The sequence below is a fragment of the Sphingopyxis sp. KK2 genome (assembly GCF_001990265.1).
In the GTDB taxonomy this organism is placed as follows: Bacteria; Pseudomonadota; Alphaproteobacteria; order Sphingomonadales; family Sphingomonadaceae; genus Sphingopyxis.
The window spans coordinates 1-17,459 of the sequence record NZ_LYVN01000042.1 but is presented as its reverse complement, the minus strand read 5'-3'; the positions used below and the strand labels follow the sequence as shown (position 1 = coordinate 17,459).

At 66.5% G+C, this 17,459-nt stretch carries 17 protein-coding genes; 4 read left to right on the top strand and 13 right to left on the bottom strand.

Going from position 1 to position 17,459, the window contains the following annotated elements:
* Positions 1-99: 99 nt before the first annotated feature.
* The 5 genes from B1A78_RS09255 to glmM form a co-directional block, all read right to left on the bottom strand.
* A complete protein-coding gene (locus B1A78_RS09255; protein WP_077146680.1) occupies positions 100-996 on the bottom strand; it encodes an oxidoreductase in 897 nt (298 codons plus the stop codon).
* Between the two features lie 26 nt (positions 997-1,022).
* Positions 1,023-1,577 carry a ribonuclease HII gene (locus tag B1A78_RS09250; protein WP_077146679.1) on the bottom strand — a complete coding sequence of 185 codons (555 nt, stop codon included), beginning with the start codon at positions 1,575-1,577 and terminating at the stop codon, positions 1,023-1,025.
* Entirely contained in the window at positions 1,574-2,749 is a 1,176-nt protein-coding gene (thiD, locus tag B1A78_RS09245) for a bifunctional hydroxymethylpyrimidine kinase/phosphomethylpyrimidine kinase (protein ID WP_077146678.1), read from the bottom strand. Before thiD ends, B1A78_RS09250 begins: the two co-directional genes overlap by 4 nt.
* Positions 2,746-2,970, bottom strand: coding sequence for a DUF1272 domain-containing protein (locus B1A78_RS09240; protein ID WP_077146677.1), 225 nt, complete (start codon positions 2,968-2,970; stop codon positions 2,746-2,748). Before B1A78_RS09240 ends, thiD begins: the two co-directional genes overlap by 4 nt.
* A 130-nt stretch (positions 2,971-3,100) precedes the next feature.
* Complete coding sequence (gene glmM, locus B1A78_RS09235; protein WP_077146676.1) at positions 3,101-4,441, bottom strand: phosphoglucosamine mutase; 1,341 nt, start codon at positions 4,439-4,441, stop codon at positions 3,101-3,103.
* Positions 4,442-4,547: 106 nt separating this feature from the next.
* Here glmM and B1A78_RS09230 point away from each other — a divergent pair, with 106 nt between their 5' ends.
* Positions 4,548-5,804 carry a dicarboxylate/amino acid:cation symporter gene (locus B1A78_RS09230; protein ID WP_306171650.1) on the top strand — a complete coding sequence of 419 codons (1,257 nt, stop codon included), beginning with the start codon at positions 4,548-4,550 and terminating at the stop codon, positions 5,802-5,804.
* Entirely contained in the window at positions 5,801-6,796 is a 996-nt protein-coding gene (locus B1A78_RS09225; RefSeq protein ID WP_077146674.1) for an aldo/keto reductase, read from the top strand. Before B1A78_RS09230 ends, B1A78_RS09225 begins: the two co-directional genes overlap by 4 nt.
* Before the next feature lie 92 nt (positions 6,797-6,888).
* Here B1A78_RS09225 and B1A78_RS09220 read toward each other — a convergent pair whose 3' ends face one another.
* Genes B1A78_RS09220 through B1A78_RS09200 form a run of 5 tightly spaced genes read right to left on the bottom strand, consistent with a single transcriptional unit; the run spans position 6,889 to position 12,633 of the window.
* Positions 6,889-7,398 carry a DUF1003 domain-containing protein gene (locus B1A78_RS09220; protein WP_077146673.1) on the bottom strand — a complete coding sequence of 170 codons (510 nt, stop codon included), beginning with the start codon at positions 7,396-7,398 and terminating at the stop codon, positions 6,889-6,891.
* Entirely contained in the window at positions 7,395-8,096 is a 702-nt protein-coding gene (locus B1A78_RS09215; RefSeq protein WP_077146672.1) for an NnrU family protein, read from the bottom strand. The genes B1A78_RS09220 and B1A78_RS09215 overlap by 4 nt, the downstream gene beginning before the upstream one ends.
* Positions 8,097-8,149: 53 nt before the next feature.
* Positions 8,150-9,451, bottom strand: coding sequence for an amidohydrolase family protein (locus tag B1A78_RS09210; RefSeq protein ID WP_179102017.1), 1,302 nt, complete (start codon positions 9,449-9,451; stop codon positions 8,150-8,152).
* Positions 9,448-10,854 (bottom strand): amidohydrolase, encoded by a 1,407-nt coding sequence (locus B1A78_RS09205; RefSeq protein ID WP_083733997.1) that lies wholly within the window; start codon positions 10,852-10,854, stop codon positions 9,448-9,450. Before B1A78_RS09205 ends, B1A78_RS09210 begins: the two co-directional genes overlap by 4 nt.
* 3 nt (positions 10,855-10,857) lie before the next feature.
* Complete coding sequence (locus B1A78_RS09200) at positions 10,858-12,633, bottom strand: peptide MFS transporter (protein ID WP_077146671.1); 1,776 nt, start codon at positions 12,631-12,633, stop codon at positions 10,858-10,860.
* A 182-nt stretch (positions 12,634-12,815) separates the two neighbouring features.
* Between B1A78_RS09200 and B1A78_RS09195 the strand changes: the two genes are divergently transcribed.
* Positions 12,816-13,397, top strand: a complete 582-nt coding sequence (locus B1A78_RS09195; RefSeq protein WP_077146670.1) for a nitroreductase — start codon at positions 12,816-12,818, stop codon at positions 13,395-13,397.
* Between the two features lie 70 nt (positions 13,398-13,467).
* A complete protein-coding gene (locus tag B1A78_RS09190) occupies positions 13,468-13,815 on the top strand; it encodes a GntR family transcriptional regulator (RefSeq protein WP_077146669.1) in 348 nt (115 codons plus the stop codon).
* 108 nt (positions 13,816-13,923) lie between these two features.
* On the opposite strand, the gene B1A78_RS09185 is transcribed toward B1A78_RS09190, so the two are convergent.
* From B1A78_RS09185 to B1A78_RS09175, 3 genes are all read right to left on the bottom strand, one after another.
* The gene (locus tag B1A78_RS09185; RefSeq protein ID WP_077146668.1) at positions 13,924-15,762 is read right to left on the bottom strand and encodes a tetratricopeptide repeat protein; all 1,839 of its coding nucleotides are present in this window, start codon (positions 15,760-15,762) and stop codon (positions 13,924-13,926) included.
* 2 nt (positions 15,763-15,764) lie between these two features.
* Positions 15,765-17,150, bottom strand: coding sequence for a PEP-CTERM-box response regulator transcription factor (gene prsR / locus B1A78_RS09180; RefSeq protein ID WP_077146667.1), 1,386 nt, complete (start codon positions 17,148-17,150; stop codon positions 15,765-15,767).
* On the bottom strand, positions 17,147-17,459 hold a 313-nt coding region (locus B1A78_RS09175; RefSeq protein ID WP_256837540.1), incomplete at its 5' end, for an ATP-binding protein. The genes prsR and B1A78_RS09175, both read right to left, overlap by 4 nt.

The window sequence follows — 17,459 nt, the reverse complement described above, 5'->3', positions numbered from 1 at the left end:
AGTCCCACACAGCATATGGAGTCTGCGCCGAATCGCAGACTCAACCACTGGTGGTGTGGCGAAGAGGACTCAGTCACGAAAAAATTCTTCTGTGACGGATCAAAGACCCGGATCGACCCCCGTCAGGTCGATCGATCGCGCCCACAGCTCGCGCGCCAGCTTCGGATCGCGCGCGATGCGCGTTGCGCGCGCCGGACCCGAGCGTCCCGATATCTCGCCCAGCCCCTGCGGCCCCAGATAGTCGCCGCCCTGCACATGCGCGCCGGTCGCCGCCTGCAGCGTGGGCCAGGCGCCCTGCGCCGCGCTGTTGAAAAAGGGCGCCGCAAGCGGGGTCATCGTGCGCAAGGGGAACGGCAAATGCCGCGTCAGTTCGGTAAGCGCGACCCCCGGGTGGCAACCGATCGCCTGCGTCGAGCGCCCCGCCGCGCCCAGCCGCCGGTCGAGTTCGAACATATGGAGCAAATTCGCGAGTTTGCTTGCCTGATAACGCGGCCATTTATGATAGCTGCGGCTCGCCGACAGGTCGCTGAAATCGATCGACCCATCCTTATGCGCGATGCTCGACGTGATGACGATGCGGTCGTCGACATGGCGATGGATCAGCCCGGTAAAGGCAAAGGTGCCGAGGTGGTTGACCCCGAATTGCAGCTCATAGCCCTGTTCGGTCAGCGTCTTGGGCGGGATCATCACCCCGGCATTGTTGATCAGAACGTCGATCCGCGGTCCCGCCAGTACCGCCTTCGCGGCCTCCTTCACCTGATCGAGGTCGGCGAGGTCGAGCGGCTGGAACGACAGCTCGGCGGCGGGCACATCGGCGCGAATGCGGTGCATCGCCGCCTCGGCCTTGCCCGCATCGCGGCACGCCAGCACGACATGGCCCCCGCGCGCCGCGAGCACGCGCGCGGTCTCGAACCCCAATCCGGCATTGGCCCCGGTGACGAGGAAGCGTCGGCCCGTCTGCGCGCCGACATCGTCGGCCGTGAAACCCTTGCTCATCGCCGTCTCCCTCTAAAGGATATCGGTCAGACCAGCAGCCTTTGCGCGACCGGTGCAAAGCTGGTCCGATGGAGCGGCGTGGGACCCTGCTGACGCAGCGCCGCGAGATGCTGGGCGGTACCATAGCCCATGTTGGTTTCCCAGCCAAAGCCCGGAAAGTCGCGCGCCGCCGCGACCATGAAGCGGTCGCGATGTTCCTTGGCGAGGATCGACGCCGCCGAAATGCACGCGTGCGACGCGTCGCCGCCGATGATCGCGCGCGCGGTATAGCGCCAGCGGGGAAGCCGGTTGCCGTCGACCAATATTTCCGATGGCTCGATCCCCAGCGCCTCGACCGCGCGCGTCATCGCGAGGAAGGTCGCCTGCAATATGTTGATGCCGTCAATCTCGGCGACGCTCGCTTCGCCGACGCCCCAGCGGCAGCGCGCCTTGATCTCGATCTCGAGCGCGGCGCGGCGTTTCGCGGTCAGCTTCTTGCTGTCATCGAGCCCCGCGATCCCGCCCTCGCAGAGCAGCACCGCCGCCGCGACGACCGGTCCCGCGAGCGGCCCGCGCCCGGCCTCATCGACCCCTACGATCATATGCGCCAGGGCGGATAGCGGCGATATTCGCCCGCCTGATACAGGCACAGCCGGTTGCCCGCGGGGTCGGTCAGCCGCGCCTCGCGCCAGCCCCATTCCTCGTCGGCGGGCATCTGGTCGAAACGCACCCCGCGCCGCGCGAGATAGGCGACCCAGGCGTCGAGCGCCCCGCTTTCCAGATAGATCGTCGCCCCGCCCGCAGCGCCGTCGCCGACATGGATCGACAAGGTCACGCCGTTGATCGCCTCGAACCGCGCATAACCATTATCCGGGCTGTCGACGATCTGCGTCAGCCCCATCTGCTTGTAGAAGCCGACCGACACCGCATAATCCTGCGCCGGCAAGGTGATCTGGTTCAGCGCCGGACCGGTGAACAGCCCGTCGTTGCGCACCGCCTGCTGACCCATCGGGCCGTGTCCCTGCCCCAGCCCCGGCGCGTCGAGCAGCGACAGCCGCACGAAATCGCGCGCCCGCGCCACCGCGGGTTCGAGCGGCATGCCCTGCGCCAGCCCGGTCGCGATCGCGCTCGCCAGCGTGCAGCCGGTGCCATGGGTGCTGCGCGTGTCGATCCGCGGCGCCTCCCACAGCGCGATCGTGCCATGTTCGGTGACCAGCCGGTCGGTGATCGTCTCGCCTGCGCCATGCCCGCCCTTGACCAGCACCGCCGCATTGACCTTTTGCGCATAGGCGACCGCCTCGCCCTCGATCGCGTCGTCGGCGAGGTTCACCCGGCCGCACAGCGCGGCGAGTTCGGGCAGGTTCGGGGTCACGACCGTGCTCAGATTGGCGAGCAATTCCATCGCATCGATCGTCTTCGGATCGGCAAGCCGCGCGCCGCTCGTCGCGATCATCACGGGATCGAAGACGAAGGCTTCGCCATAGACGCCCGAGATCATCTCCTCGGCGACCGCCATCGCATTGTCGGCGCCGCCGAGCATCCCGATCTTGACCGCATCGACCCCGATATCCTCGGCGACGACGCGCATCTGCTGCACCACCATATCGGCCGGGATCGCATGGATATCCTCGACCCCCAGCGTATTCTGCGCGGTGATTGCGGTGATCGCGGTCATCGCATGGCCGCCGAGCATCGTGACCGTCTTGATGTCGGCCTGAATCCCCGCGCCGCCCCCGCTATCGGAGCCGGCGATGATCAGGACGCGTGCGGTCAAGCCTTATGCTTTCGCACCGTCGAGCCCGGATATTTCGCGAGGATCGCGCCTTCGCGCAGCGGGCGGTCGAGCAGATCGCCACCGCAATTGGGGCATTGTTCGTCCATCCGGTCGGCGCAATTCGCGCAAAAGGTGCATTCCATCGAACAGATGAAGGCGCCGTGCATGTTCGCGGGCAGGTCGCGGCCGCATTTTTCGCAATCGGGACGCATTTCGAGCATAGAAAATTCCTTAAACCGGTTCGCCCCGAGCTTGTCGAAGGGCCGTTTGTCCTTCCCCGCCTTTAGAGAAAAGAAGGGGGCTTCGACAACCCCGGGTCACGCCCAGGGACGAACGCGATGAGACAAAAATTCAGTTGGCGGCCGCGACGCGAACGGCATCGCAGATCATGTCGACGACCTGCTCGACCCGCGCTGCGTCATCGCCTTCGGCCATGACGCGGATCAGCGGTTCGGTGCCCGACGCGCGGATGACGAGGCGCCCGCGCCCCGCGAGTGCGGCCTCGCCCTCGGCGATCGCCGCTTGGACCTGCGCATCCTCGAGCGGCGCACCGCCCGCGAAGCGGACATTCTTCAAAAGCTGCGGAACCGGGTCGAACTGGTGGAGCAATTCGCTCGCCGGCTTGCCCGACGCGACCAGTTCGGCGAGCACCTGCAGCCCCGCCAGCGTGCCGTCGCCGGTCGTCGCATGGTCCGACAATATCATATGCCCCGACTGCTCGCCGCCGACGTTGAAACCGCCCGTCTTCATGCGTTCGAGGACATAGCGGTCGCCGACCTTGGTGCGTTCGAGCGTCAGCCCCTGCCCCTCGAGGAAACGTTCGAGCCCGAGGTTCGACATCACCGTCGCGACGACGCCGCCGCCCTTCAGCCGCCCCTGCCGCGCCCAGCTCGCGCCGATCAGCGCCATGATCTGGTCGCCATCGACGATCGCGCCTTTCTCGTCGACGACGATCAGCCGGTCGGCGTCGCCATCGAGCGCGATGCCGATGTCGGCGCCGCTCGCGACCACCGTCTCCTGCAACAATCCCGGCGCGGTCGAGCCGCATTTGTCGTTGATGTTGATCCCGTTCGGGGTGACCCCGATCGCGACGACATCGGCGCCCAGTTCCCAGAACACCGTCGGCGCGCTGTTGTATGCGGCGCCATTGGCGCAATCGAGCACGATCTTCAGCCCGTCAAGCCGCACCGATTCGGGCAGGCTCTGTTTCACCGCATGGATATAGCGTCCGCGCGCGTCGTCGATGCGCTTGGCGCGGCCGATCTGCGCGGGTTCGGCAAGCTTCGGCTCGCTCGCGAGCAGCAGTTCGATCTGCGCCTCGTCGGCGTCGGACAGCTTGTAGCCGTCGGGACCGAACAGCTTGATGCCATTGTCATGGAACGGATTGTGGCTCGCCGACAACATCACGCCCAGGTCGGCGCGCATCGAGCGCGTCAGCATCGCGATCGCCGGGGTCGGCATCGGGCCGACCTGCACCACGTCCATGCCGACGCTGGTGAACCCCGCGACCAGCGCGTTTTCGAGCATATAGCCAGAAAGCCGCGTGTCCTTGCCGATCACCACCCGGTGCTTGTGCTGCCCGCGAAGGAAATGCGCGCCCGCCGCCATGCCGACGCGCATCGCGACCTCGACCGTCATCGGGATCTGGTTGGTCAGTCCGCGGATGCCGTCGGTGCCGAAAAACTTGCGCATGCAACCTCTGCCAAATAAGCCGGGTGAAGCCCACCCCGGCAATCCTGGGACGGCAGTAGGTCACCCGTTTTTTGTTGGCAAGCTGAGCGGCGCTCCCAGGGGGAATTTGAACTTGAAATCGGCATGGATCATCCTCGGTTCGCTGATTGCGGGCATGTTGCTCGGAATCGCGATCGAAAGCGTCTCGATGGACGCCGCCACCGTATCGCTGCCCTATGTCGAGCCGATCGGGCTGCTGTGGCTCAACGCGCTCAAGATGACGATCGTCCCGCTCGTCGTCGCGCTTCTGATCACCGGGATCACCGCGACCGCCGACGCGGCGCGCGCGGGCCGGCTCGCGGCGCGCTCGGTCGTCACCTTCCTCGCCGCCATCTTCCTCTCGGGGCTGATGTCGATCCTGATGACCCCGCTGTTGCTGCGTCTCTTCCCGCTTTCCACGAGCGCCGCCGAGGCGCTGCGCCACGGGCTCGGCGGGACGACCGAGGCAGGGCCGTCGCCGACCTTCGGCGATTTCCTGCTCTCGCTGATCCCGACCAACCCCATCGCCGCTGCGGCCGAAACGGCGATCCTGCCGCTGATCGTCTTCACGACGATCTTCGCCTTCGCGATCACCAAGCTCGACGCGCCGCAGCGCTCGACATTGTCGGGGCTGTTCAAGGCGCTCGGCGATGCGATGCTGATCGTCATCGGCTGGGTGCTCGCGCTCGCGCCGATCGGCGTCTTTGCGCTCGGCTATGCGCTCGCGGTCAAGGCGGGGGTCGCGGCCTTCGGCGGGCTGATCCATTATGTGCTGATCCTGATGGGGATCGGCGTCAGCTGCATCATCCTCGGGCTGCTGCTTGCCTGGCTCGTCGTCGGCATCTCGCTGCCGCGCTTCGTCCGCGCGATGGTGCCGACACTCGCGGTCGCGATCAGCACCCAAAGCTCGCTCGCCAGCCTGCCCGCGATGCTCAAATCGTCGGCCGAACTCGGCGTCGATCCCAAGAAGGCCGACGTCGTGCTGCCGCTCGCGGTCGCGCTCTTCCGCTTCACCAGCCCGGCGATGAACCTCGCGGTCGTCATCTATGTCGCCTGGCTGTTCGGCATCGAACTGACGCCATGGGAAATGGCGGTCGGCCTCGGCGTCGCGATGGCCGCAGCGCTGTCATCGGTCAGCCTGCCGGGATCGATCAGCTTCGTGACCTCGATCGCCCCGATCGCGGTGTCGATGGGGGTGCCGGTCGCACCGCTCGGGCTGCTCGTCGCGGTCGAGACCTTCCCCGACATCTTCCGGACACTCGGCAATGTTATCGGCGATGTCGCCGCCACCAAATATGCCGCCGACGGCGTCGGCGACGAAAAGATAGCAGGAGAGACGCCATGAAATATCGCAAGCTCGGCCACGGCCTCGAAGTCTCCGCCATCGGCATCGGCTGCATGCCGATGATCAAGGGCGGCAACATCCTCTATGGCGAAGCCGCCGACCTCGACGAATCGACGCGAACGATCCACCGCGCGATCGACCTCGGCGTCACCTTCTTCGACACCGCGCAAATCTATGGCCCGTTCAGCAACGAGGAACTGCTCGGCGAGGCGATCAAGGGCAAGCGCGACGGCCTCGTCATCGCGACCAAATTCGGCTTCAAGTTCGACGGCCAGCAGATCGTCGGCGTCGATGGCTCGCCCGCCAATGCCCGCAAATCCTGCGAAGGCTCGCTCCAGCGGCTCGGCATCGACACGATCGACCTTTTCTACCAGCACCGCGTCGACCCCGCGATCCCGATCGAGGAGGTCGTCGGCGGGATGATGGAACTCGTCGCCGAGGGCAAGGTCCGCCACATCGCGCTGTCCGAAGCCGGCCCCGAAACGATCCGCCGCGCCGCGAAGGCCGCGCCGATCACCGCGCTGCAGAGCGAATATTCGATCTGGGAACGCGATGTGGAGGAGGAAATCCTGTCCGCCTGCCGCGAGAACGGTATCGGCTTCGTGCCCTATTCGCCGCTCGGCCGCGGCTTCCTCGCGGGCGCAGTGCGCAGCCGCGACGAGCTTCCCGCCAACGACTGGCGCCGCAACGACCCGCGCTATTCCGAAGAGAATTTCCCCGCCAACCTCGCGATCGTCGATGCGATCGGCGCGGTCGCCGACAAGCATGGCGCCTCGAAGGCGCAGGTCGCGCTCGCCTGGCTGCTCGCGCAGGGCGACGACATCGTCCCCATCCCGGGCACCAAGCGCCGCGCGACGATGGAGGACAGCGTCGCCGCCGCCGAGGTGACGCTCGACGCCGACGACCTCGCCGCGATCGAAGCCGCCGCGCCGATGGGCGGCACCAGCGGGCCGCGTTATGGCGAAATGGGCATGCGGATGGTGCGGCTGTAACATCTCGTCATTGCGAGGAGCGAAGCGACGCGGCAATCCAGAGCGTGCGGCAACCGCTCTGGATTGCTTCGCTTCGCTCGCAATCACGAATTTCAATCGCGGGCCGCGATCCCCTCTACCTTCTCGGTCAGCACATCGATCTTGTGGTGCAGCCGCATGATCTCCAGCTCGGCGCGCAGGTTGATCTCATAATCGAGGCTCGCCGCCAGCCGGTCCTTCGCGGCAGCGCGGTTCTGACTCATCATGATGATCGGCGCCTGCACCGCCGCCAGCGTCGACAGCATCAGGTTCAGGAAAATGAACGGATAGGGGTCGAAGGCGAGCCCGAAACGCTCGAGCACCTCCGAATTGAGCAGCATCCACGCCAGCAGCACCAGCGTGAAGACGATGATGAAGCCCCACGACCCGCCAACCGCCGCAACCCGGTCGGCGAGCCGGTCGCCGACGCTCGCCTGCGCATCGTCGATGTCGGCGGCATCGCGGCTCGTCGGCGCACGCTCGGCGATCGCGCGCACCACACGTTCCTCCTCGGGATCAAGCTGGTCGATATGCTTGCCAAGCAGCCGCAGCGACAGGTCGGCAAGATGCGCTTCGCCGTTCATCCGACCCAGCGCCACAGCCCTGCAACCATATAGCCGAGCGCGCCATGCGCCCACGTCGCCGCAAGCCACAGTATGATTCCGCCGAACAATGCGTGCGGGCGCGGGATCGCGTCCAGCCACGACGCCCGCCCGCTCAACTGCCGGGCAAAGGGCACAAAGCTCGTCCGCGCCGCCCAGTGGCGCCAGGCGTCGCCCATCAGCCGCGCCTTCTTGACATCCTGCCCCGCCGACCCGGCGAGCGCGAGGAAGGCGATGATCGCCGACAGCACGATCTGCCCCGGCGTCGGCACGACCAGCGCATGCGCCAGCGCCCAAAGGCTGAAACCCCACATCATCGGGTGGCGCGTGATCGCGAACACCCCGCGCGGCGCGGCCTGCGCCGCTGCCGCCGCATTCGGCGCGGGCATCGCCGGATTGCCGATCAGCGAGCCCATGAACAGGATGCTCGCCACCAGCACGAGCGCGCTGGCAAACGCCCACAGCCCGTCGCCGACCGCCCATAGCGGCGGTTCGGGCGGCATGCCGCGCCACGCCTGCACCAGCAGGACAAAGGTCGCGATCGCGACGATCGAATAGACGATCAGGAACGCCCTTTCGCCCATTCGCCCCGCCAGCGGCGCGCGCAGCGGGTGCGACAGGGCGAAATGGGTGCCGACGAACAGCGCCCCCGTGGTGATCAACAGCGTCATCGGTTGCATGGAGCTCTCCCTCTCCTCTTCCCCGGTCCGCCGCTTGTCCTCAGGTGCGGGCCTTACCTGTCATATGCCTTGGGCAGATTGCCTTCCTGCGGGGTCAGATAGCGTTCGCGCAGGCGGTCCTGCCGCGTGACGAGCGACTGCGCCTTGCCGTCGATCCACACCGACACCGGGCGGCTGCCGAGTTCGAGCGGATCATTGTCCCAGATCACGACGTCGCCGACGCGGCCCGCGCGCAGCGAGCCGATCGTCGCATCCATGCCGACGGCACGCGCGGGGGCGCTGCTGATCGAGGCAAAGGCCTGATCCCAGCTCATCCCGCTCGCACCCGGCAGCTTCGCCAGCCCGACGAGATTGCCCGCATATTGCGTCGCATAGCCCATCTTGTGCGCGTCATCGTCGTCGAACACCCCGACCGACACCGGCACCCCGGCGGCGGCGAGCCGTCCGGCGTTCGACTGGGTCGCGCCCAATTGCTCGAAATTGCCCGGCAGGTCGGTCAGCGGCGAGACGAGCACCGGCACCCGCGCCGCGGCGATGTCGTTCGCGACGAGCCAGCCCTCGGTCACGCCGACGAGCACCAGCTTGATCGCGGGGAAGTCCTGCCGGAGCTTGAGCACGTTCAGGATGTCGGTCGCGCGGTCGACCCGGACGAACAGCGGCGTCGTCCCGTCGATCACGCGCACCAGCGCATCGGCGTCGGCCCGCTGGATCAGCGCGTCGCTGCCCCACTCGGCGAGCGTTGCGGGGTTGCGCGCATAATTGCGCGCCGCAAGCAATTGTTCGCGGAACAGCAGGAACAGCGCCGCGCGGCTGCCGCCCGCGGTCGCCGATCCGTCCTCGCCGAACGCCACGAACTGCAAGGCGCGCGGCTTGGTCACCATGTCATTGTCGTCGGCCAGGTCGACCACCGCGCCCTGCCCGGCGAACAGCCCGCCGCTGCCGCCCGGCGCGACGATCGCACGGGTGACGCCATTGGCGCGATTGACCGCGATCGGCGATCCCATCGGGTTCAGCGCCGGCGCGATGTCGAGCCCCGCCGAAAAGCGCGACTTGCCCGCCGACCGGTCGTTGGTGCCGTTCACCGCATCGACCTCGGTCAGCCCGACGCGGCTGAACGCCGCGACGATGCCGGGGGTGACCCAGCGCCCGCCCGCGTCGACGCGATCGATGCCCGCCGGCACCGTCACGCCCGCGCCCGCGGCGACGACCTTGCCGCCGCGCACGACGACGGTGCCGCCGTCGATCGGCGCGCTGCCGTCGCCGATGACCAGCTTGGCATTGACGATCGCGACGTCCTGCGCGTGGGCGGGGGCCGCGATCAGCGCGGCGGCGGAAAGAAGGAGCGCGCGCATCATTTCACATCCCCTTCGCCCGGCTGGCCAAGCTCGAAATCGCTCACCGGCCGCAGCTTCGGATTCATCGCATCGAACATCATCGCGCCGTCGATCCACACTTTCTCGGGCCGCGTGTAGGCGCTGAACGGATTGCCGTTCCACAGCACGACGTCGGCCATCTTGCCGGGCTTGAGGCTGCCCGTCCTGTCGCCGATGCCCAGCGCCTTGGCGGGATTGTACGACAGCCAGGTCCACGCCTGCTCGTCGCTGATCTGCATGCCCATGCGGCGGCCCGAGGCGAGCGCCTTCGCCGCTTCCTGGTTCAGCCGCTGGATCTGGTTGGCGTCGTCCGAATGGACGATCGTGCAGGCACCCGCCTTGTACACCAGCGGGATATTCTCGGGCACGCTGTCATAGGCTTCCATCTTGAAGCCCCACCAGTCGGCCCACATCGCCGAGCAGATGCCTTCCTTGGCCAGCATGTCGGCAATCTTGTAGCTTTCGACCGCGTGGTGGAAGGTCGAGACCTTGTAGCCGAATTCCTTCGACATATCGATCACCAGCGCCATTTCGTCGGCGCGGTAGCAGTGATTGTGCACCAGGATCTCGCCCGACAGCACCCCCGCGAGCGTTTCCATCGCAAGGTCGCGATCGACGACCTTTCCGTCGTCCATCTTCTTCTTATACGCCGCCGCCTTCTGCCAGGTCGCGCGGTTGACCGCGAAATTGCCCATGCGGGTCGAGGGCATGCGCCCCTTGCTGCCATAGACGCGCTTCGGATTCTCGCCGCACGCCATTTTCAGGCCATAGGGCGCGCCGGGGAATTTCATCCCCTGCACGGTGCGCGAGGGGACATTCTTGAGCGTGATCGAGCGCCCGCCCATCAGGTTGGCGCTGCCCGGCAGGATCTGGAGCGACGTAACCCCGCCGTTCGCCAGCGCCCGGCTGAACCCCGGATCCTGCGGCCAGACGCTATGCTCGGACCAGACTTCGGGCGTGGTCGGCGAGGTCGCTTCGTTGCCGTCCGAATGCGCCTCGACGCTCGGCGACGGATAGTCGCCGAGGTGGCTGTGGATGTCGATGATCCCGGGGGTGAGATATTTGCCGGTGCCGTCGACGACATCGGCGTCGGTCGGCAGCTCCATGTCGGGACCGCCGACACGATCGACCTTGCCGCTCGACAGGACGATCGACCCATTGTCGATCCGCCCGCCCTCACCGTCGAAGATGGTGACGTTCCGCACGACGGTCAGCCGCGTCGGATATCCCTTGTACGTCGACGGATAGGGGTCCTTGTTGAACTTCACCGGCTTTTCGGCGGCGGGCTTGCTGCTCGCCGTCTCCACCTCGCCGCCGTTCGCGGTGCAACCCGCGAACGCCAGCGACACCGCGGCCAGAAGGCTGGCTTTCACGCCCCGGATCATCTTTTATGCTCCCTTGGGTTCGGGATGGACGCCGGCGGCAGCAGGCTCACCGAGTTCCTTTTGGCCCGCAAGGTCATCGGCATCGCGCAGCGTTTCAAGGTGCATCAGCTTCTTGATCAGCGGCGAAATGACAATGATCGCAACACCCACGCCAACGGCAACCCAGCCAATCGTGCTGTACACATCCAGAACCGTCTGCTTGCCTGCGGCTTCTCCGCTCGCGCTTTCCGAACCGGTAGCTGCTGCAATCAGGCCGGCCACGAAATTGCCGGTCGCCGAAGCGAAGAACCACGTCCCCATGATGAGCGAAGCCATATGCGACGGTGCCAACCGGTTCATCGCGCTCAGCCCGACGGGTGACAGACAAAGCTCGCCGGTCGTGTGGAGCAGATAGATCAGGAAGATGAAGATCAGCGGGATCAACGCTGCATTGCCCGATGCACCAGCAACGAGAACGAGGAAACCGGCGCCGAGTTGAATGACCGCCAGGCCGAATTTCGCTGGCGTCGACGGCTCGATTCCTTTCCGGCCGAGCGACGTCCACAACCACGCGAACAGCGGCGCCAGAAGCACGATATAGATGGCGTTCAGCGACTGGAACATCGAAGCCGGGATCGTCCAGCCAAGCACTTCGCGATCGACGTGGCGATCGGTCAACAGGTTGAGCGACGAACCGGCCTGTTCGAACAAGGCCCAGAACAGGATCGAACCGACGATCAGAAACATCGCCGCAAAAATGCGGTCGCGATCGTGATTGACCCGGCCGATCGATTGCCAAATCACGACGGCAAGCGACACGCCAAACCCGATGAGCGCAAGATTGCGCGCGGCATCTTCGGTCATGCTTTCCATGAACATCGATACGAAGGCGACGATCGACAGCACTCCGCCCAACGCAAACAACGACAGCGGCACCTTGGGCGCTGCTTCATAGCTTCCGTAAACAAACTTGAACGTCGCGACGCCCAGCACGTGCAGGATCAGGATCGTGCCACCAATGCCCAGCAGAGTGCCGACAACAGCCTGATTCTGAACCAGCCACCAGCAAACGGCTACCGCGACAAGACCGAGCAGATAGAGCAGCCATTCAAGCTTTACGCCCAAGACCGGCGCCGCCAGCGCTTCGGGATTTTCGGATTCACCGCGTCCGAGCAGCAGCGGCTTGAATACGACAAAAACGATCAGGCCCGCGAGCATGCCGATGCCAGCCGCGCCGAAACCATAGGCCCAGCCATAGGTTTCGCCCAGATAACCGCAGAGCAGCGAACCGAGCGCCGCGCCAAGGTTAATCCCCATGTAAAAGATCGTGTAGGCGCCGTCGCGGCGCACGTCGGTACGCGGATAGAGCTGACCGACGATCACCGAGATATTGGCCTTCAGGAAGCCCGACCCGACAATGATGAACGCCAGAGCAAGCCAGAAGATGTTGAGGTCGGCGGCATTCTGCCCGCCATCGCCCTCAAAGCCCATCAGCAGATGGCCGAATGTCAGCAATACGGCGCCGTAGAGCACCGCCTTTCGCTGCCCCAACCATTTGTCGGCCAGGTAGCCGCCGAGCACAGGCGTGATGTACACCAGCGCAGTGTAGGCACCGTATATGATGCTCGCGTTGCCGTCCGAAAACAACCAGTGCTTGGTAAGGTAAAACATGAGCAGCGCGCGCATCCCGTAATAGGAAAAACGCTCCCACATTTCGGCGAAGAACAGAACAAACAGGCCCTTCGGATGGCCGAGAAACGTCCCGGCAGCATCCCCGTGCTGGGCATAGGCTTTGGTCATGGCGACCCTTCCCTGGGTATGATGTTGGTCCCGAAAACGGGACAGATGGTCGTAACACTAGCGTCAAAATTGCGTATGGGAAGAATCTAATTGCGCGTGAAACCATCACAATCGGGCCGGATATTGTTGCGAATCGTTCGCAACACTTGCAACCGCGCGCCGGAAAGGCCACATGCGGCGCCATGTTCAACGACACCTCCTCGCTCCGCTCGCACCTCGCCACCCGCCGCTCGGGCAAGGCCCGCGACATGGTCGCGCCCGGCCCCGATGCCGCGCAATTACGCGACATCATCGCGCTCGCGCTGCGCACCCCCGATCACGGCAAGCTCGCCCCCTGGCGCATCGTCACCGTCGCCGACGACCAGCGCGAGGCCTTCGCGACCCTGCTCAAGACGGCATGGGTGAAAGAGAATCCGGGCGCGGCCGGCCTCGACCTGTCGGCACTCGACCAGTTCGCGCATCAGGCGCCGACGCTGCTCGTCCTCCTGTCGACCCCCGTCCCCGGCGCCAAAATCCCCGTCTGGGAGCAACAGATGTCGGCGGGCGCGGTCGGCATGAACCTGCTCCACGCGGCGCATGCGCACGGTTTCGTCGGTAGCTGGCTCACCGGCTGGGCGGCCTATAGCCCCGACGTCGCGGCGGCCTTCGGCGCGAGCGAAGGGGACTCGGTCGTCGGCTATTTCTTCCTCGGCACCGCCGGCGCGCCGCTCTCCGAACGCCCCCGCCCGGAATATGATGAGGTCGTCCGCGCATGGGAAATTTAATTTCAAGCACCGTGACGCATCGCTAATATTGTGATTTGACTGTGCTGCTGTCTTATGGCATTAAAGCGGCATGCTCGACCAGTCCAAACCCGTGTACCAGCGTCTGCGCGATGTCATCGCCAACGCGATCCTCGACGGCCATTTCAGCGACGGCGACATGCTCCCGTCGGTGCGCAGCCTCGCCGCCGACGAGGGCGCCAACCCGCTGACCGTCGCCAAGGCCTATCAGACCTTTCAGGACGAGGGGCTGGTCACGGTGAAACGCGGGGTCGGCATGTTTGTCGCGGACGGCGCGACCGAGCGCCTGCGCACGCTGATGCGCGAAGATTTCCTCGCCAATGTCTGGCCCCCCGTCGCCGACCAGATGCGCCGCATCGGCCTCGACGCACGGACGCTGCTGGATTTGACCGAGGCCTGATTTCTGCCGTCATTGCGAGCGGAGCGAAGCAATCTCCAGCTATCGGCGTCGCGCAAGGCGGGTAACTGGAGATTGCTTCGTCGCTGCGTTCCTCGCAATGACGACCGACTACCGCCCCACCTGCGCCATCTTGTCGCGCAAGTCCGCCGCGCCCTGCGCGTCGCCGCCCTGCGCCAACAGCTCGGCATAGAGCCGCATGATCTCGCCATTGAGCGGCTGAAGCCGATAGGCGAGCGCGATCATCCCCGTCGCCTTTGCGCGGTCGCCCTTCGCGGCATAGGCCTTCGACAGTTCGCGCAGCACCACGACGTCGCGGTTGCCGATCCGCCGCCGCACGCGCTCGAAATGGGTGATCGCATCGTCCCAATGCTGAAGGTCCATCGCCAGCGCGCCTGCCAGCCGGTCGGCAGCGATGCTCGACGGCTGGCTGTCGCGCAGCGCGAGGATGGTCGCCCCCGACCCGGCGATATCGCCCGCGCGAAACAGCGCGTTGGCAAGCCGCAGCGTCGTCCTTTCGCTCGCATCGAGGTCGCGCGCGGCGCGAAAGCTTTGTACCGCCAGCCGGTAATCGCCCGCCGCCATCGCCGCATCGCCGTGCAAGATATGCGCGTCGGCGACGCCCCGATTGGCGTCGCGTATCACCGTCGCGCGTTGCAAGGCGCGCGCCGCATTGCCGCCTGCCATCTCGGCCTCCATCGCCGGGATCACCTTGGCGGGGTCGAGCGGCGCGGCATCGGCCTCACCCGACAGGTTGAACCCGTCGGTCGCGAAGGGCGCCGCCTCGCCCGGCGACAGCGCCGCGGCGCGCGCCAGATATTCGGCCGACGCCGCCGTTTCGCCGCGCTCGCCCGCGACCCGCGCCGCGAGCAGCAAGCTCCAGCTGTCGGCATCGCTCCGCGCGACGATCGGCGCCAGCGCCTCGGCGGCGCCGTCGGCATCGCCCCCCGCCCATTCGGACACCGCCAGGATGCGCCGCGCGGTCAGATTGTGCGGCTGTTCCTCCAGCAACCGGTCGGCCCAGGTCGCCGCCACCGCCTCGCCGCCGAGCTCGAGTTCGACCACCGCGCTCAGCAGCATGAAGCCCGGCTCCTCGTCCATCCGCCCGCGGGTGCGCTGGAGCAGGCTGCGCGCGAGCCGATAATTGCCCGCGCGCGCCGCGACCACGCCCTGAAGATAATAGAGGCGCGGATCGGCGGGGGTCAGCGTCGCGGCATGGCGCAGCGACACCAGCATGTCCTTGTAGCGCCCGAGGTCGCCGAGCGTCGCCGCCTGGTCGATCAGCGCGCCCGCATTGTCGGGATCGGCCGCCAGCGCCGCATCATACCATATGAGCGAGGCGGTCAGGCCACGCTGCGTGCGCACGAGGTTCGCCTTATACGCCAGCGCCGCGCTGTTCGCCTTGTCTAGTTCGATCGCATAATCGATGGCATCGCGCGCGCCGAGCGCGTCGGCATTGGCGTCGCGAAAGCGCGCAACATCGACCCACAGGTCCGAATTGCGCGGCAGGTCCTGCACCGCGCGGTCATAGGCGTCGCGCGCCGAGGCGAGGTCGCCGTTATCGAGATGGACATTGCCTGCGACCCACGCCGCCTCGCCGATCATCTCGGGCGCGATCGGCCCGGCGTCTAGGATACGAAAGGCGCGCTCGCCTTCCCCCTGCATCGCCGCAGCCTTCGCCGCCAGCGGGCGCAGCGCCGACACGTCACCCCCGGCGCCGAGCGCCGCCTGCACCGCCGCCTCGGCACCGACCCCATCGCCGAGCTTGAACAGGATACGCGCCAGTTCGACCTGCTTGGCGAGCTGCCTCGGATCCTCGGCGAGCGATTGCTGGAGCGCCACGCGCCGCGCCTCGAGCAACATACGCGGGCTCTCCGGGCGCGGTCCGTCGCACCCCGCCAGCAGCAGCGCGCCGCACAGCGCGCCGATCCAGAGGCGAACGCCGTGCAAGCTCAGGCCGCCTGCATCCGATATTGCTTGAGCAGATCGTACAGCGTCGGCCGGCTGATCCCGAGCAGCTTGGCGGCGGCCGAGATATTGCCCTCGCTCTGCATCATCGCGCGGCGGATCGCGACGCGGTCGGCCGCCTCGCGCGCGCTGCGCAGGTTGAGCCAGCTCTCCTCGCTCCCGGCGTCGTCGCCGCCGGCAATGTCGAGGTCGTCCTTCATCACCAGCTTGCCATCGGCCATGATCACCGCACGCTTGATGCGGTTTTCCAGCTCGCGGACATTGCCCGGCCAGCGCGCCTCGTCGATCGCCTGCAGGGCGTCGGGCGCAAAGCCGCGCACCCCGGGATTCATCTCGGGCGCATATTGATGCAGGAAATGCCGCGCCAGCAGCACCGCGTCCCCCGGCCGCTCGGCGAGCGACGGGATCTTCACGACCATCTCGGCGAGCCGGTAATAAAGGTCGTCGCGGAAACTCTGCGCCGCGATCATCGCGTCGAGGTCGCGGTGCGTTGCGCAGACGATCCGCGTGTCGACCGCGATCGGCTTGCGCCCGCCGATCCGCTCGATCGTGCGTTCCTGTAAAAAGCGGAGCAGCTTGACCTGCAACGGCAGCGGGATGTCGCCGACCTCGTCGAGGAAGAGCGTACCGCCATGCGCCAGCTCGATCTTCCCTTCGGTGGTCTTGACCGCCCCGGTGAACGCGCCCTTCTCGTGCCCGAACAATTCGCTCTCGAGCAAATTCTCGGGGATCGCGGCGCAGTTGATCGCGACGAAGGCGCCGTCGCGGCGCCCGCTCGCCTCGTGCAGCCCGCGCGCGAGCAATTCCTTGCCCGTCCCGCTCGCGCCGAGCAGCATCACCGACACGTCGAGATTGGCGACGCGCTCGATCGTGCGCGCGACCTTCTGCATTTCGGGCGCGCCGGTGATCATCCCCCCCAGCACGCGATTGTCGCTCGCGCCCTGCTCGGCGAGCCGGGCATTTTCGACCTCGAGCTCGCGGACATGAAAGGCGCGGCGCACGATCAGTCCCAGTTCCTCGATATCGATCGGCTTCTGATAGAAATCCCACGCGCCGTTCGCGATCGCGTTGAGCGCGCTCGCGCGCTCGCCATGCCCCGACACGACGATCACCTTGGTGTCGGGCTTCATCTCGAGGATCGCCTTCAGCGTCCGAAACCCCTCGCGCGTCCCGTCGGGGTCGGGCGGCAGCCCCAGGTCGAGCGTCACCACCGCGGGCTCCTCGGCGCGCAACAGGTCGATCGCTGCGTCATGATCGCCCGCGATCAGCACCTCATAGCCGTCATAGGCCCATTTGAGCTGCGTCTGCAGCCCCGCGTCGTCCTCGACCACGAGCAGTTTTTGCGGTGCTTCGGCCCCGTCTTTTGTCATGATGCCACTTTCATCCAGTCGTCGCCGTTCCCGGCCGCCCCCTTTTCGCCCGCGGCGGGCAGCCACAAGGTGAAGCGGCTCCCCTTGCCCGGCTCGCTCGCCACGTCGATCGCCCCGCCCATCGCCTGCGCCAGCTGCAAGGCCTCGAATGCCCCGAGCCCGAAGCCCGCCTCCTTCGTCGACACGAAGGGCTTGAACAGTTCGTCTCGAACAAACTCGCGCGTCATCCCGCATCCCTGGTCGAGCACGTCGATGCGCACCCGCCCCTGTTCGCGCTTGGCGATGATCTGGACCGGCGCATCGGCGGGC